Source organism: Nonomuraea sp. NPDC048901 (genome assembly GCF_040649695.1).
Taxonomy (GTDB): domain Bacteria; phylum Actinomycetota; class Actinomycetes; order Streptosporangiales; family Streptosporangiaceae; genus Nonomuraea.
This window is the reverse complement of the sequence record NZ_JBEZFW010000001.1, coordinates 692,820-715,923: the sequence shown is the minus strand read 5'-3', so window position 1 is coordinate 715,923 and position 23,104 is coordinate 692,820. Positions and strand designations below refer to the sequence as shown.

The following is a 23,104-nucleotide window of genomic DNA, read 5'->3' as shown; positions in this document are numbered from 1 at the left end:
GATCTGGTCCTTTCCACAGGGTGTGAGCAACGAGGACCAGCTTCCGGGCGGGCAGACCCGGGCAGGCAGGGCCCGGTGTCCCGTTCCTGTCCCGGGACTCCTGTCCCGGGACAGGAACGGACAAATCCGGTGTAATGCTTCACGTGACGAAGACCCGGGCGCTGGTCATGCCCGTTCTGCTGGCCGCGGTCGGGGTGGCGATCACCGTGGCGACGGTGGTGCTGGACGTCCGGGCCGCCGCCGTGCGGATCCCGCTCAACGCCGAGCTGGAGCCGGGCTGGTCCGCGGCGCTGTCGGGGCTGGCCCTGCTCGGGCCCGGCGTGCTGCTGCTGCGCCGGCTGCCCCGCCATCCGGTGGCCTGGGCGCTGACCGGGTTCGGGCTGTTGTGGCTGATGGACGGGCTCGCGGCGAGCTGGGCGGTGTACGGCGTCTATGTCGCGCCGGGCACGCCGGGGACCGCCGCGGCGTACTGGTTCTACGCGTGCTTCGGGGCGTCGCTGCTTCTCGGGCTGCCGCTGCTGATCCTGCTGTTCCCGGACGGGCGGCTGCCCTCAGCCCCGTTGTGGCGCTGGCTGTCGAGGGCCAGCCTCGCGCTGACCGGGTCGCTGACGGTGCTGCTGTCGCTGGCGCCCGCGTCGGTGATGGAGCGTTTCCACCAGACCGCGCTGCCGCCGGAGATCGAGCGGCTGGAGTTCGATCTGTTCGCCGTCCCGCTCCCGTACGCGGTCTGGGAGGTCGCGCTGCGGGTGGCGTACGTGTCGGTGCTGGTGAGTGTCGTGGTGCCGTTCGCGGTGGTGGTGCGCCGCTACCGGGCGTCCGGCGCCGAGCGGCGGGCCCAGATCCGCTGGCTGATGTGGGCGGCGCTGGCCGACATGCTCGTGCTGCTGTTCCCGCTCCGGCTGCCGCCGCAGGTCCCCGCGCTGCTGCTCGGGCTGTCCATCGCGGTCACGTCGGGTGCCGTGGTCGTCGCGGTGACCAAGTACCGGCTGTACGACGTCGACCGGCTGCTGTCGGCCACCGTCACCTACGCCGTGCTCGCGGCGCTGGTCGTGCTGGTGGACGTGGCGGTGTTCACCGTGGCGGGGAGCGTGCTCGGCGAGCGGGACTCGGCGCTGGCCGCCATCGCGATCGTCGCGGTGCTCTACGCGCCGCTGCGTACCTGGCTGTGGCGGGTGGCGCGGCGGCTGGTGCGCGGGTCGCGCGACGATCCGTACGCCACGGTCTCGACGCTGGCCGAGCGGCTGGAACTGGCCACCGACCCGGACGAGCAGCTGCTCGCGGTGGCCAGGACGCTGGCCGAGGCGTTCCGGCTGGCCTACGTCAGGGTGGAGATCGAAGGGCCGGGCGGGGAACGCTCCGTGGTGGAGCACGGCTCGCCGCGCGGGCCGTCGGTGTCCCTGCCGGTCGCCTACCGGGGTGAGGTGGTGGGGCTGCTGGTGCTGTGCCGTACGGACCTCACCGAACGCGACCAGCGCCTCCTCGGCGATCTCGTACGGCAGGCCGCCGCGGCGGCGCGGGCCAGCGAGCTCAGCACCGACCTGCAGCGCATCCGCGCCCGCCTGGTCCTCGCCCGGGAGGAGGAACGCCGCCGGCTCCGCCGCGACCTGCACGACGGCCTGGGCCCGAGCCTGGGGGCGGTGGCGTTACGCGTCGAGGCGGCCAGGAACCTGGCGGCCACCGCGCCCGACGAAGCCGACCGCATCCTGGCGCAGACGGCCGAGGAGGTGACCGGCGTGCTGGCCGACGTACGCAGGCTGGTGCACGACCTGCGCCCGCCCGCCCTGGACGAGCTGGGGCTGAGGGGCGCCATCGAGCAGCAGGCGGACCGCTTCCGCTCGGCGGGGCTGCGGGTCATGGTCGGCGGCGACGAGCGGCTGGATATGCTGCCCGCGGCCGTGGAGGTGGCGGCCTACCGGATCGTGTCCGAGGCGCTCACCAACGTGGCCAGGCACGCGAGCGCGACACGGTGCGAGATCACGCTGACCGTGCGAGAGGGAAGGCTGGACGTGGAGATCCGCGACGACGGCGTGGGCATCGGGCCGGACGTGGTGGCCGGCGTCGGCATGCTGTCGCTCCGGGAGCGCGCCGCCGAGCTGGGCGGAGACTGCCAGGTGAGCTGCCCGCCCGGCGGCGGGACGCTGGTCGGCGCGCGGCTCCCGCTGGAGCAGGCGATGGAGACGGCCGGTGTCTGAAGAGACGATCCGGGTGCTGCTCGCCGACGACCACCCGGTCTACCGTGACGGACTGGCGGTGCTGCTGGGCTCGATACCCGGCATCGAGGTGGTGGGCACCGCCGCGAACGGCGCCGAAGCGGTCGAGCGGGCCGCCGAATCGCAGCCGGACGTGGTGGTGATGGACGTACGGATGCCAGGACTGGACGGCATCGAGGCCACCCGGCGGGTCGTCGCCGACAGCCCGCACATCGCGGTCGTGGTGCTGACCATGTCGGAGGAGGACGCCACGCTGTTCGCCGCGATGCGCGCGGGAGCCCGCGGCTACCTGCTCAAGGGGGCGAACCAGGCCGAGATCGTCCGCGCGATCACCGCGGTGGCCCACGGCGAGGCGATCTTCGGTCCGGCCGTCGCCCGTCGCGTCGCCGACTTCTTCACCGGCAACGCGACCGGGCGCTCGGACGACCCGGCCTTTCCGCAGCTCACGCCCCGTGAACGAGAGATACTCTCGCTGGTCGCGGCGGGACGGGCGAACGCGCAGATCGCCTCGGCCCTGTTCCTGTCGCCGAAGACCGTACGCAACAACGTCTCGAACATCTTCGCCAAGCTGCACGTCGCCGACCGGGCCGAGGCGATCGTCCGGGCGCGGGACGCGGGTCTGGGACGGTGAGCCGTTTCGCCGCTCCCCCACGTCTGATGAGCCGATTCGCTGCTCCGTACGTCGTAGGAGTATGAGAATCTTGCGGATCGCGCTCATCGTGGTCTTGAGCACCGCCCTGAGCGCCACTATGGCACCCGCCGCATCGGCCACGCCCGTCGCCAAGAAGGTGCTGGTCGAGCTGCGCGAGCAGGGCGGCTTCGCGGGCTTCGACAACCGGGTGATCGTCTACACCAACGGTTGCGTACGCCTGAGCCGTCGTACGGGCCCGACCGTGGACAAGTGCCTCACCCGCGGCGAACAGCGCAAACTCCACCACGACCTGAAGCTCCTGCGCCTCGGCCACTCCCAGGCCAAGCCCCAGGGAGCCGACTTCCTCAAGTACACCCTCACCTACCGAGGCCACCGCGTCAGCCGCTACACCCTGACCGCCACCTGGACCCCGGTGGTACAGCGGATGGAGCGGTTTCTGGTGAAGTACTGGGCACCGGACTGACAGATCGCCACAGATCACCTGATTCCTCGTAAGATGCGGGCATAGGCGAGGAAGGTGTAGGCGTGACCGAGCACGAGCTGCCCGCGGGGAAAGTCGACCCGACCGTTCCCAGCGTCGCCCGGATGTACGACTACTTCCTGGGCGGGAAGGACAACTTCTCCGCCGATCGCGAGGCGGCCGAACACATCATCCGGATCAGTCTGGAGACCGGCTCCGACATCCGCGAGATCGCCCGGGCGAACCGTGGGTTCCTCATCCGGGCGGTGGAGGAGGCGGCCAAGGCGGGTGTGCGGCAGTTCCTCGACATCGGCACCGGTCTGCCTACCCAGAACAACGTGCACCAGGTCGCGCAGCGCGTCATCCCGGACGCCAAGGTCGTCTACACCGACAACGACCCGATCGTCCTGGTCCATGCCCGTGCCCTGCTCGCCGACAACCCCGACACGGTGATCGTCGAGGGCGACACGCGCGACCCGAAGGCGATCCTGGACGCCGCCGCCGCGCACCTCGACTTCAGCCAGCCGGTCGCCCTCCTCGTCGTCGCCGTGTTCCACTTCCTCGCCGACGACGAGGAAGTGGCCCGCATCGTCCAGACCCTGCGCGAGCCGCTGGCCTCGGGCAGCTACCTGATCATCTCGCACGGGTACATCGAGGAGAACGAGGGCATCCCGGCCAGGCTCGCCGAGGCCCAGGACGTCTACCGGCAGACCAGCTCGGGGGCGATGACCTGGCGAGACCGCGACACCGTACGTGGCTACTTCGACGGCCTCGAACTGCTCGAACCGGGCGTCGTACCCGTGCAGGACTGGCGCAACGACGAGCAGTACATCCCGGCCAGCCTGGCGAAGGGCGGCGTCCTGGGCGGCGTCGCGCGCGTCCCGTAACCGCACGTCCGTCAGTACGGCGGGGCGATTCCCGAGCCGGGCTCCTCGACCTCGGCCAGCGCTCGGAACAGCAGCGCCACTCCCACCGCCCCGGGATCGGCGACACCCCTGGCCCGCTCACCCACGTAACTGGCCCGTCCGAGCCGAGCCCGCAGCTCGGCCGTGCTCCGGGCGCCGTCGGCGGCGGCCGCGGCGGCACGGGCGAAGGCTCCGGCACCGTCCGACTCCAGCGCCGCGACCGCGGGCACGAGCGCGTCGACCAGGGTGCGGTCGCCCACATTGGCCTCGCCCACCCGCTGGATCGCGGCCAGCCCGGCGGAGGCGCCCGCGGCCCAGCTCAGCACATCACCGTCTCGCGCCCGGCTGGTCGGCTCGTCGCCATCGAGCGCCCGGCCGATCTCGGTGAACAGCAGCCCGAACAGCGGCCCGCTCGTGCCCCCGACGTCGTCGAGGAACACCCGTCCCGCCACGTCGAACCCGTGCCCCACCGTGCCGGACCGGTCGAGCTCGTCGACGACGCGGCGCAGCCCGGAGCGCAGGTTGTCGCCGAAGTCGCCGTCCCCGCTGAGCTGGTCGAGCCGCGTCAGCTCGGCGTGGGCCGCCTCCACGTCGGCGGCGTAGCGGCGGAGTACGGGCGACGCGGTCATCGGTTCTCCTCAAGGCGGACGAAGGCGGGTGTCATGGCCGGGGCCCGCCACCAGCGGTCCCAGGACGGGTCGAGCCGGGTGAGGGTCAGCGAGAAGCCCGCCATGTCGAGCGCGGGCACGTACGTCCCCACCAGCGAGCCGCGCACGTCCAGCCCGCGCGCCGACAGCTCGCCCGCCACCTGGTCGAAGACGCCGTACAGCTCCAGCTGGGTGGTCCCGCCGAGCCCGTTGACCAGCACGACGAGGTCGTCGGGACCCGGTGGCAGACCGGCCAGCAGCTCGTCGAGCATCCGGGTGACCAGCTCGCCGACGGGCGGCCTGGTGATCGTCTTGGCCGCCCGCTCGCCATGGATGCCCACGCCGTACTCCAGCTCGTCGGGCCCCAGCTCGAACGAGGGGGCGCCGGTCTGCGGCGAGGTCTGGGCCCGCGCCGCCACCGCGAGGCTGCGTGAGGCGGCGGCGAACCGCGCGCCGAGTTCGGCCAGCTCGTCGAGGCCGAGCCCCTCGTCGGCGGCGGCGCCGAGGAGCTTCTCCACGATGACGGTCGCGCCGGTGCCCCGCCGTCCCGTCGCCGTCTCCGTGCTCTCGGTCGCCAGGTCGTCGTCGACCAGCACCCGGCGGACCTCGATGCCGTCGTGCCGCAGGCGTTCGGCGGCGATGCCGAAGTTGATCCGGTCGCCGGTGTAGTTCTTCACGATGTGGATGACCCCGCCGGGACCGGCTGCGGCGCGGCTGGCCGCCAGCACCTGCCGGTTGTGCGGCGAGGCGAACACCTGCCCCGGCGCCACCGCGTCGAGCATCCCCCGGCCGAGGAACCCGCCGTGCAGCGGCTCGTGCCCTGAGCCGCCGCCGGACACCAGCCCGACGGTCCGGCGCGGATCGCGGTCGCGGGCCCGCAGGAAGACCGGGTCCTCGCTCAGCTCGACGAGGTCGGCGTGCACCCGCGCGAACCCGCGCAGGGCGGGCGTCACGGGATCGCCTTCGGCGAGGAACAGGCTCATTGGATCGCCTCCTTGGCGGCGGGCACTCCACCGAGCGCCTCACGGTCGAGCTCGCCCGAGCCCAGCCGACTGGCCGCCAGGCTGGACAGAGCCGCGATCGCGATCATATAGACCACGAGCCACGTCCAGTGGCCGCCACCGGCCGCGAGCAGCGCGGTTCCGGCCAGCGGGGCGAGCCCGCCGCCGAGCGTGGCCCCTACCTGCTGGGTGACCGACAGGCCCGTGTAGCGCACCTGAACCGGGTAAAGGTTGGCGAACAGCGCCGCCTGCGCGCCGTACATGGAGCCGTGGCCGACGGCCAGGCCGAGCACCATGGCCAGGGTCATCAGCGGCAGGCTGCCGGTCTGCACGAGCAGGAAGAACGGCACGGCGAGCAGCAGCTGGAACACCGCGCCGCCCACGTACACCTTGCGTCGCCCGATCCGGTCGGACAGCGCCCCGAACAGCGGCAGCGTGAAGCACTCGGCCAGGCACGCGATCAGCACGGCCATCAGCACCGGCCCGCGCGGCAGACCCAGCTCCGTGGTGACGTAGGCGATGGCGACCACGTAGTAGACGTTGAACAGCCCGCTCTCGGCCACCTTGGCGACGATCGACAGCAGCACCTTGCCCGTGTAATCGGCGAACAGCTCCTTGACCGGCAGCTTCCGTACCTCGCGCTCGGCCCGCATCTTGACGAACTCGGGGCTCTCGCTGACGCGCAGCCGGATGTAGAAGCCGACGGCGACCAGCGCGATGCTGGCCAGGAACGGCAGGCGCCAGGCCCACGACTCGTACGCGCCCGCCGGCAGGAACGTGTCCAGCGCCGTGACCAGGGCGACCGGCAGCAGCACACCGGCCGGGGTGCCGATGTGCACCAGGGAAGTGAAGAAGCCCTGGCGTCGCTTCGGGCTGTACTCAAGGGCCATCAGCACGCCACCGCCGTACTCGCCACCCATCCCCAGCCCTTGGATCAGCCGGATGAGCACCAGCAGCAGGGGCGCGACGATGCCGATCGACTCGTACGAGGGGATCAGGCCGATGGCGAAGGTGCCGGTGCCCATCATCAGCATCGTGGTGATGAGGATGTTCTTGCGGCCCAGCCGGTCACCGAAGTGGCCGAAGATCAGGCCGCCGAGCGGGCGCGCCAGATAGCCGACGAAGAACGTGGCGAACGCGGCCAGCGTGCCGACCAGGGGGATCTCGGCCGGGAAGAAGACCTTGTTGAAGACCAGCGCGGCCGTCGTGGCGTAGAGCGTGAAGTCGTAGTACTCCACGGTCGTGCCGAGGGCGCTGGCCCAGACGACACGTTTGACTGGCGTCCCGCTCTGCATTGGACATCCTTTCATGTCCGGGTGATAATCTAATGTATCAGACACTAGATTTAACATGGGCGCAATAGCCGCGCCACGAGGAGGATGTCGATGAGCGACCTGGACCTGCACGGGATGATCTCCACGGTGGTGACCCCGTTCGACGAGAACGACGAGGTCGACCTCGATCTCCTACGCCAGGAGGTCAAGTACCTGCTGGAAGCCGGAGTCACCGCGATCTGCGCGTGCGGCAGCACCGGGGAGGGCCAGACGCTCTCCCTGGAGGAGAGCCGGGACATCTGCCGGGTCGTGGTCGAGGAGGTCGCCGGACGGGTGCCGGTGATCGCCGGAGTGATCCAGAACTCGACGGCCCAGGTGATCCGCTACTCGCTGGCGCTGAAGGAGGTGGGCGTCGACGCGTTGCAGATCACACCGGTGCACTATGTCTTCGCGCCGTCGGCCGAGGAGACCGTGGCGTACTACCGGGAGATCGGGGCCGCGGTGGACCTGCCGATCGTGCTCTACAACGTGGTGCCGTGGGCCCTCGTACCCGTGGACGTGATCGAGCGGCTCGCGGCCGTTCCGCAGCTGGTGGCCATCAAGCAGAGCGGCGGCGACATGCACCTGCTGGTCGACCTGCTGGCCCGGGTACGCGACCGGTTCACCATCCTGGCGGCGCTCGACGACCTGCACTACCCGGCGTTCGTGCTCGGCGCGCACGGCGCGCTCGCGGCCATCCCGACCGTCACGCCGCGGCTCAGCGTCGAGCTGTGGAACGCCATCCAGGACGGCGACCACGCGCTCGCTCTGAAGCTGCACGAGCGTATTCTCACGGTGTGGCGGGCGATCGACGGACCCAACCTGCCGGCCACGCTCAAGGCGGCACTGGAGCTGCAGGGCCGCAACGGAGGACGTCCCCGGAAGCCCTTCGCGCCGGCGAGCTCCGCCGAACGCGAGCGGATCGCGGTGGCCCTCCGCGCGGCTAACCTGATCGACTAGACATCACACATCTGCAGGGGGAGATCGTGCCGGGTCAGTCCGTCAAGCTCTCGAAGGGTTCGTCCCTGGTCGTGGATTCCATCGCGGACCAGCTCTACGGGATCCTGCGCGACCGCATCACCAGCGGGGTGTACGCCCCCGGTTCCCGGTTCGATCCGAACTCGGTGGCCACGGAGTTCGGCGTCTCGCGCACGCCGGTCCGCGAGGCGCTGGCCCGCCTGGAGCACGACCAGCTCATCGAGACGCGGCCTCGGTCGGGGACGTTCGTGGCCCGGCCGGACGTCACCGACGTCCACGAGGTCTGCCAGCTGCGCAAGGGCATCGAGTGGCTGGCGACCGGCATCGCCGCCGCCGTCATGCCGCTCCCCCGGATCGCCGAGCTCCGCGCCGAGGTCGTCGAGGCACTGGCGTACGCGGAGAAGGGCGACTACGAGCCGTTCTTCGTCAGTGACACGCGCCTGCACACCGAGATCGTGGCGGCCACCGGCAACGAACGGCTCATCCGGGTCCGCTCCTCGACGGAGCCGTTCGTGCAGTGGCTGCGCGTGCTTGGCGCCACCGGCCCGCACCGGATCGCCGGCTCCACCCGCCGCCACCTGGAGATCCTCGACGCCATGGCGGGCCGCGACGTCGCGGCGGCGCAGGCGGCGGCCGCGATCCACCTGGACGAGGTCGAGGAGTGGACGGTGGCCGACATGGAGTCGCACGCCATCACCACCTGACGGGTGGCGGATGACGGTCGCACGCCATCACGACCTGGCGTACTTGGTAGGGCCTGCACTACCTCGATACGCCAGTGAGCGGGAGCGATCTGGAGGGGCGGCGACTCGTAACGTTCTTGGCATGACAACGCTCCGGCACCGCATCGCCACCGACACCCGCTACGTCCTGCTCGGTTTCCCCACCGCCGTGATGTCCTTCGTCCTGGTGCTGATCGGTGTCGCGGCCGGAGCGGGCAGCGCCGTCGCCTTCGTCGGCCTGCCGATCCTGGCCGCGGCCGCCGCCATGGCGCGTAACTTCGCCGACGTCGAGCGGGTGCTGCTGCCCGACGTGCTCGGCCGCCGCGTCGCGCGTCCTCGCTACCAGCAGGCTCCCTCGGACGCCGGCTGGTTCCGCCGCACGATGAACCCGCTGACCAGCGGGCAGGCGGCGCTGGACATGCTGCACGCCGTCGTCGCCTTCCCCCTCGCCATCGCCACCTTCGTCGTCACCATCGTCTGGTGGGCGGGCGCGATCGCCGGACTGACCTTCCCGCTCTACGGCTGGATCATCGCCGGCCTGCCCGACTTCCACGGCGGGCTGCCCGAACTGCTCGGCCTCGGCAGTGACACCACCACCTTCGTGGTCTTCAACACGGTGCTCGGCGTCCTGTTCGCGCTGACGCTGGTGCCGGTCGTGCGCGGCGCCGCCCTGATCAAGGCCAACCTCGCCCAGGCGCTGCTGACCCGCCCCGCGTACGACGAGCGCCCCGCGACCGTCCGGGCGCACCGGCTCGCGGCGGCCGAGTTCTGAGCCGCGTCGTACGGTCCCGGCGGGTCGAACACGGTCCGTATGGAGTCCCAGCCTCGGTTGTTTGAACCGGGGCCAGGTGCGGGCCGTACATCATGAGGACAGCTCAGGACGCTCCCACGGGCATGTCGCGGAGGTATCCGTGCCGGTGAATCGCCAGCTGTTCGTCAGCGGCTTGGCCTTGGCCATGGTCACCGCGTGCAGTGCCTCCGGGACGTCACCCCAGGCCGGTGCCTGGTCGGTGAGCGCCGGGCCCCGGGCGAGCGCCGCACCGGCGCAGCCCACACTGACGGAGGACGGGGCCGAGTTCGTCCTCAACGGCTACCGTGAGCGACTGCAGCAGGTCAGGAAGCGGAACGGATCCGGAGTGCAGGAAACGAGCGCCGGCCTGGCGTTGGAGCTCGACCGGGCCGTCTTCCGGCTCGCCAGGCTACGCGGTGACCGGCTCGGCACGCTGCCCCGCCTCACCAGCACGCGTTTCGTGATCCCGAAGAACCCCGGCAGCGCCCGCTGGTTCCTGGCCGAGATCACCGAGCAGGGCAAGGACTACCGGACCCAGCTCATCCTCCAGGAGACCTCCGGCGGCTGGCGCCTGGTCGCCGGATCGACCACCCCGCTCCAGGCACCCGCCCTGCCGATCGCGGTGGACGACGAGGGACTGGCGACCGCGGTGGCCGCCGACGACACCACGAACCTCGCCGTCGCCCCCCGCGCGATGGCCGCCGCGCACGCGCGCTCCCTGGCCACCAACGGCAAGGACACGGAGGCCAAGCGCCTCCTGGCCGCCGGCCCCTACACGACCCAGTCCGCCACCGCCCGGCTCGCCGACATGCGCCTCCTGCGCGGCCAGTGGGACGTACGCGACCGCACCCAGGTGGTCCCGACGATCTACGCGCTGCGCGCCTCCGGAGGAGGAGCCGTCGTCTGGTACGGCGTACGGGAGCAGCAGGTCTTCTCCGCCCGCCCCAAAGCCGCGGCACTCTCCTTCACCCGCCCGGAGCCCGCCGTACTGAGCGGCAAGAAGGAGTTCCGCAGCCGGGTCATCCTCGTCCAGGCCACCTGGTTCGCCGCCGTCGTCCCCGCCACGCCGTCGAAGAGAACACGCGTCGTCGCCGACTGGACCGCCCAGATCAGCGTCACGGGCGACTGACCGATTTTGGCCTTTTGCCGTATCGGTTTATCTATGATCTTTGATGCCCGGCCAGTAGCTTTTGCTCATGACGCCCACGCAGCTTCGCGCGTTCGCGGCCGTGGTGCGGCTCGGGTCGGTCAAGCAGGCGGCAGCGGAGCTCGACGTGTCGGAGGCGGCCGTCTCCCTGCACGTCGGCCAGCTGCGCAAGGAGCTCGGTGACCGGCTGTTCACCAGGACCGCCGCCGGGCTCGCGTTCACGCCCGGCGGCTTGCGGCTGGCCAGCAGGGCGGCGGAGCTGCTGAGCCTCCAGGAACGCACGATCATCGAGGTGAGCCAGGCGGGACGCGGGCGCAGGCTGTTACGCGTCGCCGCGTCGAGCCTGTTCGCCGAGCACGCGGCGCCCGGTCTGATCGGGTTGTTCGCCGGGCGGGCCGCCGATCTCGACGTGGAGCTGAGCGTGCACGACCCTCGGCGGTTCGGGTCGTTGCTGCGCGCGCGGACCGTCGACGTGGCGATCGGCCCAGGCCCCGGCGGCATCGTGGACGAGACGCTGTCCTGCAAGCCGTTCCTGAACTTCCAGCTCGTCGTCGTGTGCGGGCCCGAGCACCCGCTCGCCGGGCGAGACGTCGGCGTACACCAGCTACGCGACCAGGTGTGGCTGCTCGGCCCCTCGGCCGCGACCGAGCTCGGCGCCGTACCGACGATGCTGCGCAAGCTCAACGTGCCCGAACACCACCAGCAGATCTACCAGAGCCACGCCGCGGCGCTGGAGGAGGCGCAGCGCAACAGCGGCGTGGCGCCGGCGATCTCGTTCGCGGTGGCGCCGGACCTCGCCAACGGGCGCCTGGTACGCATCGCCGGGCCCGCCCTGCGGTTCGACGGGGGCTGGGTCACGATGACGCTGGCCGAGGGCGGCGTGGCTCCGGCGGCGGCCGAGCTGGTCAGGTTCGTCACCACGCCCCGCGCCACCCAGGCCATGCTGCGCGGCCCCGGCGTGAACGTCGGCCGCTTCCGCCCGTCCATCCACATCACGCTGTGGAGCTGACCGTCTCAGCGCCCGTGAACATACTGAGCGGCGAAGTAGTCGGCGATCGGGGTGGGCTTGCGGCCGGTAAGGTGCTCGACCGCGTGTGTGGTCACGTCGAACCAGCCGTCGCGCTTGTACGTCCCCAGGCCCGTCCATCCCTGAACGTACATCTCGGGGAGCCCATGTCCGGACAGCGCCGCGGCCAGGTCGGTGTCCGAGACCTGTTCGCAGCGGATCGGGCGACCGGTGACCTGGGCGAGCGCGTCGGCCACGTCCGCGTCCGTGACCGCCTCCGGGCCTGTGACCTCGAGGAGTTGCCCCTCGCAGCCGCCCTCCGCCAGCACGGCCGCGGCGACGGCGGCGCTGTCATCGCGGGTGATGTGTCCCACCCGGCCGTCACCCGAATTGCTGGGCAGCACCCCGGTGGCGACGGCGATGGCGGGCAGGCCGACGAGGTTCCACATCTCCGGCCACTGGTTGAACCGCAGCGCCGTGAACGTCAGCCCTGACTCGGCCAGCAGCCGCTCGGTCTCCCCGTGGTTCTGGATGAGCGCCTGGGGCTGGCCCGGCTCGCCTGCCCTTGCGAACGATGTGTAAATCACATGGCCTACCCCCGCCTTGACCGCCGCCTCGATGGCGTTGACGTGCCCGCGAGGCGCCCCGGTGAGCGAGCCCATGCTGATCATCAGCAGCCGCTCCGCGCCCTCCAGCGCGCCGGGCAGGCTTGCCGGATCGTCGAAGTCGGCGTACCGGGTGGCCACTCCGAGATCGGCGATGGCATCAGGGGTACGGGACAACGCCACGACGCGGGCGGCCTCCACCCGCTGGAGAAGGTGCCCGACGGTGAGGCGTCCGAGCTGCCCGGACGCTCCGCTAACCACAATCACGATAAATCCCCCTTGGAGGTCGATGTGCGTACCCTGATCTTTGGCCAACTGGCGAAAGGTCCGAAAGAAGGCACATTCATGTCCACTGCAACCATCACCGTCCCTGTCACGGTGGCTGAGCACGAGAACTGCCCCGCGACCAGCGTGCTGCGCCGGGTGGGTGACAAGTGGAGCGTCGTGATCCTTTCGATCCTGGAGCGCGGCGCGCACGGCTTCAACGAGCTGGACAGGTCCGTGGAGGGGCTCAGCCGCCGCATGCTCACCCGTACGCTGCGCGCCCTCGAAGAGGATGGTCTGATCAGCCGCACGGTCCATCCGAGGGTCCCGCCGCGCGTCGACTACGCGCTGACCGACCTGGGCCGCTCCTTCCTGGGGCCGGTACGCGCCTTGGGCCTCTGGGCCGTCGCCCACCAGTCCGACCTCGAAGCCGCCCACAGCAGGTAGTCCCCTCCGCGGGCTCGGGGCTCATGCCCGTGACCAAACTGATCGCAGGTCCGATCGCGTCACTGAAATCTGCGGTGATGTGGCACAGCCCGATCGAGCCGAAGTCGACGCCGATCCTGCGTCGGCTGACACCGTCTTGAGAGAGCCGACCCAACTGCTCGATCAGGCGAGTCTGCTGGGCGAGCGATGCCCATACCCGCTCGAAGGATTCCAAATACGTGTTGAACCATGCCCCATCGACCCGACGGAGATGCAGTGTGGGCGTGTACGCAGCGAGGATGCCGTACACGTGGACATTGACCAGCATCTCATCGTCAAAACGATAGATGCTGTTGTAGAGCGGAGTGTCGTGAAGGCGGATATGTACGCTGAGGGGCATGCGCTCGGTGTAGTAGCTCAGTACTGCCGTTACGCGACCAGCGACTCCTCCGCCGATCTGATGTTCAGCATCGCGCGATACCAACTGCTTGCCCTGTGGATCACCGACGCGCGAGCGCCCACAAGGTCTGCCCCCGTGACCGGAGGTGCAGGATCCGGCGCGCTGTCGCGTCTGCCGTGAATGTCGGCCCTGGTAGGCAACGTGTCAGGCGTGGGCAAGCTCCGTGAGTACGGTGCGGAGCGAGCCGAACGTGTCGGCGGGGAGCAGCAGGTCGCAGTACGGGAGGGCGGCCGCCATCCCGGCCACGCGCGGTTCGAAGCCGCGTGCGGCGGCCCGGGGGTTCATCCAGATCACCCGGTGCGCACGGCGTCGCAACCGGGCCATCGCGGCGGCCAGTTCCGCCGGTGGGTCGGCGTCCCAGCCGTCGGAGCCGACAAGCACGATGGCGCCCCGCACCTTCGCGCCGTGGTGCGAGGCCAGCAGCGCCCGTACGTTGGTCGCGATCCGCGTACCCCCGAACCTGTCGCTCACCCGCTCCGAGGCCAGCTCAATCGCGGCGGCCGTCGAGCGATGCGCGAGGACCGGCGTCAGCCGGGTCAGCGTCGTCGCGAACGCGAACACCTCCGCGTCCACCGCCACCGCGAGCACCCGCATCAGCTGCAGGTACGCCGACGCCTGGGCCTGCATCGATTGGCTGACGTCACAGAGCATGACCACGCGCCGGGGCCGGTCGACGGGTCGCTGCCTGGCCAGCCGGAGCGGCTCCCAGCCGGTACGGCGGGCGCGGGCCAGCGTGGCCCGGACCGCGATCGCACGACCCCTCGACGACACCGCCTGCCTGCGGCTGCGCCGTACCGGCCAGGCGGCCACGGTCGTCGCCAGCCACGCGCCGAGCAGCTCGCACTCCCGCTCGCCGAGTCGCTCGAACGGCACGTCCGCCAGGCCCTCGGCGGCACTCGGCAGCCGTTCCGGAACGGCCGGGCCGTCCGAGCTCTCGGCGGGCGCGACCACCGCCGGGAGCGTCATCCAGGGCAGCCCGCCAGGGTCGTCGCCACCGTGGGAAGCGGCCGGCAGCGGGGCGAACGCCTCGTCGGTAATGCCGTTCGCCGTGCTGAGGGGGCTGCGGCGGGCGTGCGGGTCGAGGGCGGGTCCTGTCGCGTGGAAGACGGCCGCGAACACCTCGTCGAAGGGCTCGATCTCCGACTGCCGCCGTACCAGGTTGACGCGCGCGGTCCAGTACAGCTCCGGCAGCGAGGCGGGAGGCGCGATCGCGAGGGCGCGGGTGAAGTCCTCGATGCCGGTGAAGCCCACGGGCACGCCGTGCCGCCTCAGCCGTACGGCCAGCGCCGCCGCGAAAGCCGCCCGGTCCACGCCCGCCAGCAGGGCTCCCGGCCGCCGCCCGCTATGAGACAACGGTCCAGATGACGACCACCGCCACGATGACCACGACCACCCCGACGACGAGCGGCACCAGGCGCTTGTAGATGGCCCCACCGGCGACGCCCAGCACGTCCAACGCCTCCGGTTCCGGCTCCAGTTCGCGAACAGGCGCCTCAGTGACGGGCGCCTGGGTCTCGGTGGTGGGCACCTCGTTCGTGTCGGGGGCGGACGTGTCGGGGGCCGCCGTGTCAGGGACCGGCTCCGTGAGCTTGGCTTCGAGGCAGGTGACGAACTGGCCGAGCAGCTTGTTGGAGACCTCCTTGATCATGCCGCTGCCGAGCTGCGCCACCTTCCCGGAGATCTTCAGATCCGTGTCCACCGACACGACCGTGCGTGGCCCGTCTGCACGTAGCTGCGCGGTGATGGCCGCCGAGGCGTTGCCCGCTCCACGCGAGTCCCGCCCCTTGGCGTCGATGACGGCCCGGTGCTCCCCGTCGTCCTTCTCCAGGAACCTGACCGTCCCGGCGTACTCGGAGACGACCGGCCCCACCTTCACCCGTACCTTGCCCGAATAGACGTCACCCTCCACGCCCGTGAGCCGGGCTCCGGGCATGCACGGGGCGATGCCCTCCAGGTCGGTGAGGACCTCCCAGGCTCGTTCGATGGGCACGCTGACCGTGAACTCGTTGTCGATCTTCATGTGCCTCTCCTGCTGAGCGCCTCGGTGATGGCGGCGCGGTCGTCCAGCGTCTTCGCGAGGGTGCTCAGTGTCCGTACGACGTCGTCCCTGACCAGCCGTGACGCGCCCAAGGAGGACAGGGCCGAGACCCAGTCGATCGTCTCGGCCATGCCCGGCGCCTTGTCGAGGTCGAGGCGGCGTACCTGGCCGACGAAGTCCGTGGCCGAGTGGATCAGCGCGTCGTTCGCGGCGGGGACCGTACGCCGGAGGATCTCCGCCACCCGCTCCGGGGCGGGGAAGTCGATCCAGTGGTACAGGCAGCGTCGGCGCAGCGCGTCGTGCAGGTCGCGGCTGCGGTTGGAGGTCAGGACGACGACCGGGCGGCGTTCGGCGGTGAAGGTGCCCAGCTCGGGGATCGTGATCGCCGCCTCCCCCAGGAACTCGAACAGCAGCGCCTCGAACTCGTCGTCCGCCCGGTCGATCTCGTCGATCAGGAGTACGGGCGGCTGCGGCCCGCGGTGCCTGATGGCCTGGAGGATCGGGCGCTCCTGGAGGAACGCCTCGGTGAACAGGTCGGCGTCGTTCAGCCGGTCGTGGCGGGACTCGGCCAGGCGGATGGCCAGCATCTGCCGCTGGTAGTTCCACTCGTAGAGGGCCTCGCCCGCGGTCAGTCCCTCGTAGCACTGGAGCCTGATCAGCGGCGTGGCCAGGGCGCGGGCCAGGGCCTTGGCGGCGGTGGTCTTGCCGACTCCGGGCTCGCCCTCCAACAGCAGGGGCCGGCCGAGGGTCAGGGCGAAGTACAGCGCCGCCGCCGTACCGTCGTCCACCAGGTAGTCGAGCTCGTCAAGGCGGCGGCGAATGTCATCCGCACCAGCGAACGCGAAAAGCCCAGGAGACGCCGCGGACGCGGAAGGCTGGGAGGCCACGTCCTTACCGCCCTCCCGTCCGCGCGAGATCCCCGGTACGGATGGCGGTCACGATCTCGGCGAGGATCGACAGCGCGATCTCCGGCGCTGTCCGGGCACCGATGCCGAGACCGGCCGGCGAGTGGACCCGGCGGCGCTCGTCCTCCGTCAGCCCCATCTCCGCCAGCACCGAAGCACCCCGCCGCCGACTCGCCACCAGGCCGACATAGCCGACACCGGCCTCCAGCGCGGCCCGGATCGCCTCCGGCTCGCCGCGCCCGTGACTGCACACGACGGCGGCGGTGGCACCCGCCGGACCGGGCGAGGCGTCCGCAGCTCGTACGGTGAAGTCCAGGGGCCCGGCCAGGGCGGCCAGGGCTGTGGCGATCGGCGAGGAGCCGACGACCCAGAGCACCGGAGGCGGCAGCAGCGGCCGCAGGAAGATCTCCAGTGCGCCCCCGGACAGGCAATGGTTCACCACGACCTGCGCGCCCGGCGAATCGGGAAAGTCCGGCTCGCCCTCCGGCAGCACCCGCAGCAGCACCGTCCGCCCGTCCGACAGCGCCGAGAGCGCCGCCGTACGCACGGAGCTCTCGGCGCACTGCCCGCCGACGAACCCCTCGATGGACCCGTCGGACAGGATGATGGCGTCGTCGCCCGGACTGACCGCCGTAGGCAGCTGGGCCCGGACGACGACCGCGTGGACGAACGGGACGCGCTCGGCGACCAGCTCCTCCATGCGCTTGGTGTACGGCATGTACGGCTCCGAGGATCAGATCGGCGGCGTGGGCACGCCACGCATGGCGTCCCACACCCGCGAGGGGGTGAGCGGCATGTCGGCGTGCCGGATGCCGAACGGCTTGAGCGCGTCGACGACCGCGTTGACGATCGCCGGCGGGGAGCCGACGGTGGCCGATTCGCCGACGCCCTTCGCACCGATCGGGTGGTGCGGTGAGGGGGTCACCGTGAAGCCGGTCTCCCAGTCGGGCACCTCCAGCGAGGTGGGGATGAGGTAGTCCATGAGCGAGGCGCCGAGACAGTTGCCGTCCTCGTCGAACGCGATCATCTCCATCAGCGCCATGCCGACCCCGTCGGTGAGGCCACCGTGGACCTGGCCCTCGATGATCATCGGGTTGATCCTGGTGCCGCAGTCGTCCACCGCGATGAAGCGCCGCACCTTGACCTGGGCGGTGCCGGGGTCGATGTCGACGACGCAGATGTAGGCGCCGTGCGGGTAGGTGAGGTTCTCGGGGTTGTAGCAGATCTGCGCCTCCAGGCCGCCCTCGATGCCTTCGGGCAGGTCTCCGGCGCCGTGCGCCCGCATCGCGATCTCCTGGATCGTGACGGACTTGGCCGGGTCGCCCTTGACGCGGAACGCGCCCTTGTCCCAGTCGAGGTCCGCGACCGACACCTCCAGCATGCCGGAGGCGATGATGCGGGCCTTGTCGCGTACCTTGCGGGCCACCAGGGCCGCCGCCGCGCCGGACACGGGGGTCGAGCGGCTGCCGTACGTGCCGAGGCCGAACGGCGTCTGGTCCGTGTCGCCGTGCACCACGTCGATGTCGGCGGGCGGGATGCCGATCTCCTCGGCCACGATCTGCGCGAACGTGGTCTCGTGGCCCTGCCCTTGGCTCTGCACCGACAGCCGGACAACCGCCTTGCCCGTCGGGTGGACGCGCAGCTCGCAGCCGTCGGCCATGCCGAGGCCGAGGATGTCCATGTTCTTGCGCGGGCCCGCGCCGACGGCCTCGGTGAAGAAGGAGACGCCGATGCCCATCAGCTCGCCGCGGGCGCGCCGCTCGATCTGCTCCTTGCGCAGCTCCTCGTATCCGGCGATCTCCATGGCCTTGCGCATGGTGGGCTCGTAGTCGCCCGAGTCGTACACCCAGCCGGTCTTGGTCGTGTAGGGGAACTGGTCGGGCTGGATGAAGTTCTTCATCCGCAGCTCGATCGGGTCCATCCCCAGCTCGTACGCCAGGCAGTCGACGATCCGCTCGACCAGGTAGACCGCCTCGGTGATGCGGAAGGAGCAGGCGTACGCGACCCCGCCGGGCGCCTTGTTGGTGAAGACGGCGGTCATCTTGCAATAAGCGGCCCGCAGGTCATAGCTGCCGGTGAACACGCCGAAGAAGCCCGCCGGATACTTCGTCGGCGCGGCGACGCCGTTGAACGCGCCGTGGTCGGCCAGCACGTTCGTACGGATGGCCAGGATCCTGCCTTCCCGGGTGGCCGCGATCTCGCCGCGCATGATGTAGTCGCGGGCGAAGCCGGTGCTGATGAGGTTCTCGGCGCGGTCCTCCACCCACTTCACCGGCTTGCCGGTCACGATCGAGGCGACGATCGCGCAGACGTAGCCGGGATAGATCGGGACCTTGCCCCCGAAGCCGCCGCCGAGGTCGGGCGAGATGACCCGGATCTTGTGCTCGGGCAGCCCGGCGACCAGCGCGTACAACGTGCGGTGCGCATGCGGCGCCTGGGTCGTCGACCACAGGGTCAGCCTGCTCTCGACCCGGTCGAAGTCGGCCACGCAGCCGCAGGTCTCCATCGGCGCGGGGTGTACGCGCGGGTAGACGATGTCCTGGCTCACCACGACGTCGGCCGTGTCGAACACCGCGGCCGTCTCCGCCGCGTCGCCCGTCTCCCAGTCGAAGCAGTGGTTGTCCGTCTTGCCGTCGAGGTCGTCACGGATGACCGGCGCGGCGGGGTCGAGGGCCTTGCGGGCGTCCATCACCGGGTCGAGCACGTCGTACTCGACGTCGATCAGCTCCAGTGCGTCGCGGGCGGAGTAGCGGTCCTCGGCCACCACGAACGCGACCTCCTGGCCCTGGAAGCGGACCTTGTCCGTGGCCAGGACGGCCTGTACGTCATTGGAGAGCGTGGGCATCCAGGCCAGGCCCTGGGCGGCCAGGTCGGCGCCGGTGACGACGGCCTTGACCTTCGGGTGCGCCTGCGCCGCGCTGACGTCGATGCTCACGATCCGCGCGTGCGCGACGGGCGAGCGCAGGATCGCCAGGTGCAGCATCGCGGGCAGCTGTACGTCGTCGACGTAGCGGCCCCGGCCGCGGATGAAGCGCGGGTCCTCCTTGCGGAGCATCCGGCCGTGGCCGAGCGGCTTCTGGTCGTTGTCGGTGAATCCGGCGGGCCGGTGTTCGGTGCTGGTCACGATGTCGCCCCCGACTCCTGGGCTTCGCGGACTTCCTGAGCTTCCCGGGCGGCGGCCCAGCGCACCGAGCGGACGATGGTGGCGTAGCCGGTGCAGCGGCAGATCTGCCCGGAGATCGCCTCGCGGATCTCGCCCTCGGAGGGGTCGGGGTTGCGGTCGAGCAGCGCCCTGGCCGTCATCATCATCCCCGGCGTGCAGAACCCGCACTGCAGCCCGTGGCACTCCATGAAGCCCTGCTGGACGGGGTCGAGCGTGCCGTCCTGTTCGAGGTCCTCGACCGTACGCACCTCGTGGCCGCCGGCCATCGCCGCGAGCACGGTGCACGACTTGACCGGCTCGCCGTCGAGCCAGACCACGCAGGTGCCGCAGTTGCTGGTGTCGCAGCCCCAGTGGGTGCCGGTCAGCCCGAGGTGGTCACGCAGGAAGTGGACCAGGAGCAGGCGCCCCTCGATCTCCCTGGTGACCTCCTCGCCGTTCACGATCATCGATACGCGCACGTCACACCCCTTCTCTGAGCCGGGCGACGGAGCGGCGCAGGGCCCTCCTGGTGAGCTCTTTGGCGAGGTGGCGCTTGTACAGGGCGCTGCCGCGCATGTCCGTGGCGGGGTCGCAGTGCTGCGCGGCCAGCTCCCCGGCCAGCTCGTACAGCTCCTCGGACGGCTCCCTGCCGCGCAGAGCCTCTGAGACGGCGGGCATGCCGGTCGTGTTCGGGCCGACCGCGGCGAGCCCGACGCGAGCGTCGGAGATCACCTCGCCGTCCAGCCACACGGCCGCGCCCGCCGACACGATCGCCCAGTCACCCGCGCGCCGCTCGACCTTCTCGTACGCGCTGGACCCGTTGGGCCGGATCGGGACCCGGATCTCCACCAGCATCTCGGCGTCCTCGACCGCGGTCTCATAGGGCCCCCGGTAGAACTCCTCCATGGTCACGACCCGTTCGCCCGCGCCGCCCCGGATCACACAGCTGGCGCCCAGCGTGGTGCACACCGCCGACAGGTCCTCCGACGGGTCGGCCTGGCAGAGCGACCCGCCCAGTGTGCCCCGGTTGCGGACGACCGGGTCGGCGATGACCCGCTCGGCGTCACCGAAGATCGGGAAGGTCGCGGCCAGCTCGGCCGACTCCAGCAGCTCGCGGTGCCTGGTCATGGCGCCGATGCGGACCTGGCCGGGCTCGGTCCTGATGTAACCGAGCTCGGCGTGCAGGTCGTTGATGTCGATCAGATATTCGGGAGTGGCGAGCCGTAACTTCATCATCGGGAGCAGGCTGTGCCCGCCCGCGATGAGCCGCGCCGAGCCACCGAGCCGCTCCAGCAGCCCGATGGCGTGATCGACGCTGGTGGCCCGCTCGTACTCCAACGGCGCTGGAACCTGCATCCGGACACCCCCTCGCTCGTCGTGGGCCCTCAGCCGACTCCTGCTCAGCGACGTTGTCAACGCTCACCTAAGGAAAGGCTTAACTGCCCGCGTGGGTGAGGGTCTCCCAGGCGACGAAGAGCTGGTTGGTGCCTGCGGGACGCTGCTGCTCGGTGAGCTGCTGGGTGTTCGTCATCGGGATGCCCTGGCGGTTGTGGAGCTGGTTGAAGCCGACCTCGGTGATCGGGCCGAGGCCCAGGTTCAGGCTGCCGCCGCACAACCAGGAGGGCACGGCCGCGCCGAGCTGGTACTTCGACTGGAAGCCGAGCGCCTGCCTGAGCCGCTCGCCGACCTCCGGGTAGAGGTCCTGGCCCTGGATCTTGGTCGTTTCGGCGACGTGGGAGATGGCCGAGATCCCGTAGCCGGTGTGGGTGAAGTCGCGGCAGGTCTCCTGAGTGAGGCCGGTGACGAAGGTCGTCTGCCCCTGCCAGTACTTGACGAGCTCGTCGCGGGTGTCGAGGCCGCTACCGGGCGCGCCCTTGGGCAGCTCGCCGTCCGTGCTGAGGTAGATGTAGGCCGGCACCCGGCCGCGGTACTTGGTGATCGCCTTGTCATAGCTCGTCCGGTCCTCCAGGAAGACGGAGATGCCGACGGCCGCCTCCATCATGCTCAGCTCCCAGTTGCCGTTGCTGTTGGAGCCGTTGATGACCTTCGGCAGATAGACGGTGCGCAGCATGGTGGCGAAGCGGTCGACGTTCGGCCAGCTGGTGTAGGTGTAGCGGATGATCTCGGCCGCCCGTGGCCAGACCGAGCCGGCCCAGCCGGTCTGCAGGGGCGCGTTGCTGTTGGTGTGGTCCTTGATCACCGCGGACCAGGCGTCCATGATCTCGATGGCCTTCTTGGCGTACTTGGCGTCCCTGGTGACGTACCAGGCGAGAGACATCGTGTACGCGGCGAGCGCGTCCTGGCGCTCGTCGGTGCAGCCGTTGTTGGGGTTGGAGTAGGGGCCGCACTCGACGACGGCGCGGGGCTTGGCCGCACGGGTGAGTGAGGCCAGCGAGTGGCCCATCATCTGGTCGTAGGCCGACTTCCACGGCTGCGCGCCCGCGTTGACCTTGGTACGCATGAAGTCGAGCTGCCCCCGGCCGAGCAGCACTCCGGGGTGGGTGAAGGTCGCGGGGGCGGCGGCCGCGGGCAGCGGCAGGGCCAGAGCGGCGACCAGGGCGGCGGTGGCGATGATACGGGGGGTCATGACAGCTCATCCAACGAGCGTTACGGGGCCCGGTCAACCCGCTTAGGAAAGTTTCCTAACTTTTCCGGGGAGTAGAGTGCCCCGCATGATCGACGTTCCCCTCTGGCCGGAGACTCCCCCCGGCCCGGCCACCGGCGAGTCCCCGAGCTTGACCCTGTACGCGGCGGACGGCCCGGCCACGGGCGCGGTGGTGGTGTGCCCCGGTGGCGGTTACTCCCGGCTGGCCGGGCACGAGGGCGCGGACGTGGCCCGCTGGCTGGTCACGCTCGGCATCGACGCCTACGTGCTGGCGTACCGGGTGGCCGGCGACGAGCCGGGGCGCGAGCCACTGCATCCGGCTCCGCTGTACGACCTGCGCCAGGCGGTGCGCGTCGTCCGCGAGCGCGGCGCCGGGCGGGTCGCCGTCATGGGGTTCTCGGCGGGCGGCCACCTTGCCGCCACCCTGGCCACCGACAAGGACGGGGACCGCCCGGATGCCCTGATACTCGGCTATCCGGTCATCGACCTCGCCGGGTGGGCCGCGCACTCGGGGTCGCGCCGACAGTTGCTCGGCCCCGACAGCACCGAGGAGCAGGCGACGGCCCTGTCCGCGCACCTCAACGTGACCGCCGAGACGCCACCGGCGTTCCTCTGGCACACTGCGGCGGACCAAGGGGTGCCGGCCGCCAACAGCCTGCTGTTCGCCGACGCGCTCGGCCGCGCGGGCACACCGTACGAGCTGCATGTCTTTCCCGAAGGCAAGCACGGGCTCGGGCTCGCCCAGGGCGACCTGGCCGTGTCCGCCTGGCCGGGCCTCTGCGCCACCTGGCTCGCCGCCCAGGGCTTCGGCCCGCGCCCTTAAGAACG

At 70.8% G+C, this 23,104-nt stretch carries 24 protein-coding genes; 12 read left to right on the top strand and 12 right to left on the bottom strand.

What is annotated here, in order from left to right:
- The first annotated feature begins 143 nt into the window (after positions 1-143).
- From AB0C30_RS03540 to AB0C30_RS03525, 4 genes are all read left to right on the top strand, one after another.
- The gene (locus AB0C30_RS03540) at positions 144-2,192 is read left to right on the top strand and encodes a sensor histidine kinase (RefSeq protein ID WP_357939143.1); all 2,049 of its coding nucleotides are present in this window, start codon (positions 144-146) and stop codon (positions 2,190-2,192) included.
- Complete coding sequence (locus AB0C30_RS03535) at positions 2,185-2,841, top strand: response regulator transcription factor (RefSeq protein WP_357939141.1); 657 nt, start codon at positions 2,185-2,187, stop codon at positions 2,839-2,841. The genes AB0C30_RS03540 and AB0C30_RS03535 overlap by 8 nt, the downstream gene beginning before the upstream one ends.
- 61 nt (positions 2,842-2,902) lie before the next feature.
- Positions 2,903-3,325 (top strand): hypothetical protein, encoded by a 423-nt coding sequence (locus AB0C30_RS03530; protein ID WP_357939139.1) that lies wholly within the window; start codon positions 2,903-2,905, stop codon positions 3,323-3,325.
- 62 nt (positions 3,326-3,387) lie between these two features.
- On the top strand, positions 3,388-4,209 hold the full coding sequence (locus AB0C30_RS03525) for an SAM-dependent methyltransferase (protein WP_357939137.1): 822 nt from the start codon (positions 3,388-3,390) through the stop codon (positions 4,207-4,209).
- 11 nt (positions 4,210-4,220) lie between these two features.
- On the opposite strand, the gene dhaL is transcribed toward AB0C30_RS03525, so the two are convergent.
- The 3 genes from dhaL to AB0C30_RS03510 are packed head-to-tail and all read right to left on the bottom strand — an operon-like array spanning position 4,221 to position 7,170.
- Positions 4,221-4,856: a dihydroxyacetone kinase subunit DhaL gene (gene dhaL, locus AB0C30_RS03520; protein WP_357939135.1), complete on the bottom strand. Its 636-nt coding sequence runs from the start codon at positions 4,854-4,856 to the stop codon at positions 4,221-4,223.
- The gene (locus AB0C30_RS03515) at positions 4,853-5,857 is read right to left on the bottom strand and encodes a dihydroxyacetone kinase subunit DhaK (RefSeq protein WP_357939133.1); all 1,005 of its coding nucleotides are present in this window, start codon (positions 5,855-5,857) and stop codon (positions 4,853-4,855) included. The genes dhaL and AB0C30_RS03515 overlap by 4 nt, the downstream gene beginning before the upstream one ends.
- A complete protein-coding gene (locus AB0C30_RS03510; RefSeq protein WP_357939131.1) occupies positions 5,854-7,170 on the bottom strand; it encodes an MFS transporter in 1,317 nt (438 codons plus the stop codon). The genes AB0C30_RS03515 and AB0C30_RS03510 overlap by 4 nt, the downstream gene beginning before the upstream one ends.
- 90 nt (positions 7,171-7,260) lie before the next feature.
- Between AB0C30_RS03510 and AB0C30_RS03505 the strand changes: the two genes are divergently transcribed.
- From AB0C30_RS03505 to AB0C30_RS03485, 5 genes are all read left to right on the top strand, one after another.
- Positions 7,261-8,148, top strand: coding sequence for a dihydrodipicolinate synthase family protein (locus AB0C30_RS03505; protein WP_357939129.1), 888 nt, complete (start codon positions 7,261-7,263; stop codon positions 8,146-8,148).
- Positions 8,149-8,174: 26 nt separating this feature from the next.
- A complete protein-coding gene (locus AB0C30_RS03500) occupies positions 8,175-8,870 on the top strand; it encodes a GntR family transcriptional regulator (RefSeq protein ID WP_357939127.1) in 696 nt (231 codons plus the stop codon).
- 121 nt (positions 8,871-8,991) lie between these two features.
- Positions 8,992-9,660, top strand: coding sequence for a sensor domain-containing protein (locus tag AB0C30_RS03495; RefSeq protein ID WP_357939125.1), 669 nt, complete (start codon positions 8,992-8,994; stop codon positions 9,658-9,660).
- A 139-nt stretch (positions 9,661-9,799) separates the two neighbouring features.
- Positions 9,800-10,807 (top strand): hypothetical protein, encoded by a 1,008-nt coding sequence (locus AB0C30_RS03490; protein ID WP_357939123.1) that lies wholly within the window; start codon positions 9,800-9,802, stop codon positions 10,805-10,807.
- 67 nt (positions 10,808-10,874) lie between these two features.
- Entirely contained in the window at positions 10,875-11,834 is a 960-nt protein-coding gene (locus AB0C30_RS03485) for a LysR family transcriptional regulator (RefSeq protein WP_357939121.1), read from the top strand.
- A gap of 5 nt (positions 11,835-11,839) precedes the next feature.
- On the opposite strand, the gene AB0C30_RS03480 is transcribed toward AB0C30_RS03485, so the two are convergent.
- Entirely contained in the window at positions 11,840-12,703 is an 864-nt protein-coding gene (locus AB0C30_RS03480; protein WP_357939118.1) for an NAD(P)H-binding protein, read from the bottom strand.
- Between the two features lie 78 nt (positions 12,704-12,781).
- On the opposite strand from AB0C30_RS03480, the gene AB0C30_RS03475 reads away from it, so the two are divergent.
- Together AB0C30_RS03475 and AB0C30_RS03470 are read left to right on the top strand one after the other, a co-directional pair.
- Entirely contained in the window at positions 12,782-13,147 is a 366-nt protein-coding gene (locus AB0C30_RS03475; protein ID WP_357939116.1) for a helix-turn-helix domain-containing protein, read from the top strand.
- Between the two features lie 289 nt (positions 13,148-13,436).
- Positions 13,437-13,706, top strand: coding sequence for a hypothetical protein (locus tag AB0C30_RS03470; RefSeq protein ID WP_357939115.1), 270 nt, complete (start codon positions 13,437-13,439; stop codon positions 13,704-13,706).
- Positions 13,707-13,730: 24 nt separating this feature from the next.
- Here AB0C30_RS03470 and AB0C30_RS03465 read toward each other — a convergent pair whose 3' ends face one another.
- From AB0C30_RS03465 to AB0C30_RS03430, 8 genes are all read right to left on the bottom strand, one after another.
- Complete coding sequence (locus AB0C30_RS03465) at positions 13,731-14,939, bottom strand: VWA domain-containing protein (RefSeq protein WP_357939114.1); 1,209 nt, start codon at positions 14,937-14,939, stop codon at positions 13,731-13,733.
- Positions 14,929-15,606 carry an SRPBCC family protein gene (locus AB0C30_RS03460; protein WP_357939113.1) on the bottom strand — a complete coding sequence of 226 codons (678 nt, stop codon included), beginning with the start codon at positions 15,604-15,606 and terminating at the stop codon, positions 14,929-14,931. Before AB0C30_RS03460 ends, AB0C30_RS03465 begins: the two co-directional genes overlap by 11 nt.
- Complete coding sequence (locus tag AB0C30_RS03455) at positions 15,603-16,511, bottom strand: MoxR family ATPase (RefSeq protein WP_357939112.1); 909 nt, start codon at positions 16,509-16,511, stop codon at positions 15,603-15,605. Before AB0C30_RS03455 ends, AB0C30_RS03460 begins: the two co-directional genes overlap by 4 nt.
- Positions 16,512-16,515: 4 nt before the next feature.
- Positions 16,516-17,247, bottom strand: coding sequence for an XdhC family protein (locus tag AB0C30_RS03450; RefSeq protein WP_357939110.1), 732 nt, complete (start codon positions 17,245-17,247; stop codon positions 16,516-16,518).
- 15 nt (positions 17,248-17,262) lie between these two features.
- Positions 17,263-19,653, bottom strand: coding sequence for an aerobic carbon-monoxide dehydrogenase large subunit (locus tag AB0C30_RS03445; protein ID WP_357939108.1), 2,391 nt, complete (start codon positions 19,651-19,653; stop codon positions 17,263-17,265).
- Entirely contained in the window at positions 19,650-20,150 is a 501-nt protein-coding gene (locus AB0C30_RS03440) for a (2Fe-2S)-binding protein (protein WP_357939106.1), read from the bottom strand. The genes AB0C30_RS03445 and AB0C30_RS03440 overlap by 4 nt, the downstream gene beginning before the upstream one ends.
- A gap of 1 nt (position 20,151) precedes the next feature.
- The gene (locus tag AB0C30_RS03435) at positions 20,152-21,027 is read right to left on the bottom strand and encodes a xanthine dehydrogenase family protein subunit M (protein WP_357939104.1); all 876 of its coding nucleotides are present in this window, start codon (positions 21,025-21,027) and stop codon (positions 20,152-20,154) included.
- Between the two features lie 79 nt (positions 21,028-21,106).
- Complete coding sequence (locus tag AB0C30_RS03430) at positions 21,107-22,258, bottom strand: alginate lyase family protein (protein WP_357939102.1); 1,152 nt, start codon at positions 22,256-22,258, stop codon at positions 21,107-21,109.
- A gap of 85 nt (positions 22,259-22,343) precedes the next feature.
- On the opposite strand from AB0C30_RS03430, the gene AB0C30_RS03425 reads away from it, so the two are divergent.
- The gene (locus AB0C30_RS03425; protein ID WP_357939100.1) at positions 22,344-23,099 is read left to right on the top strand and encodes an alpha/beta hydrolase; all 756 of its coding nucleotides are present in this window, start codon (positions 22,344-22,346) and stop codon (positions 23,097-23,099) included.
- The last annotated feature ends 5 nt before the right edge of the window (positions 23,100-23,104 follow it).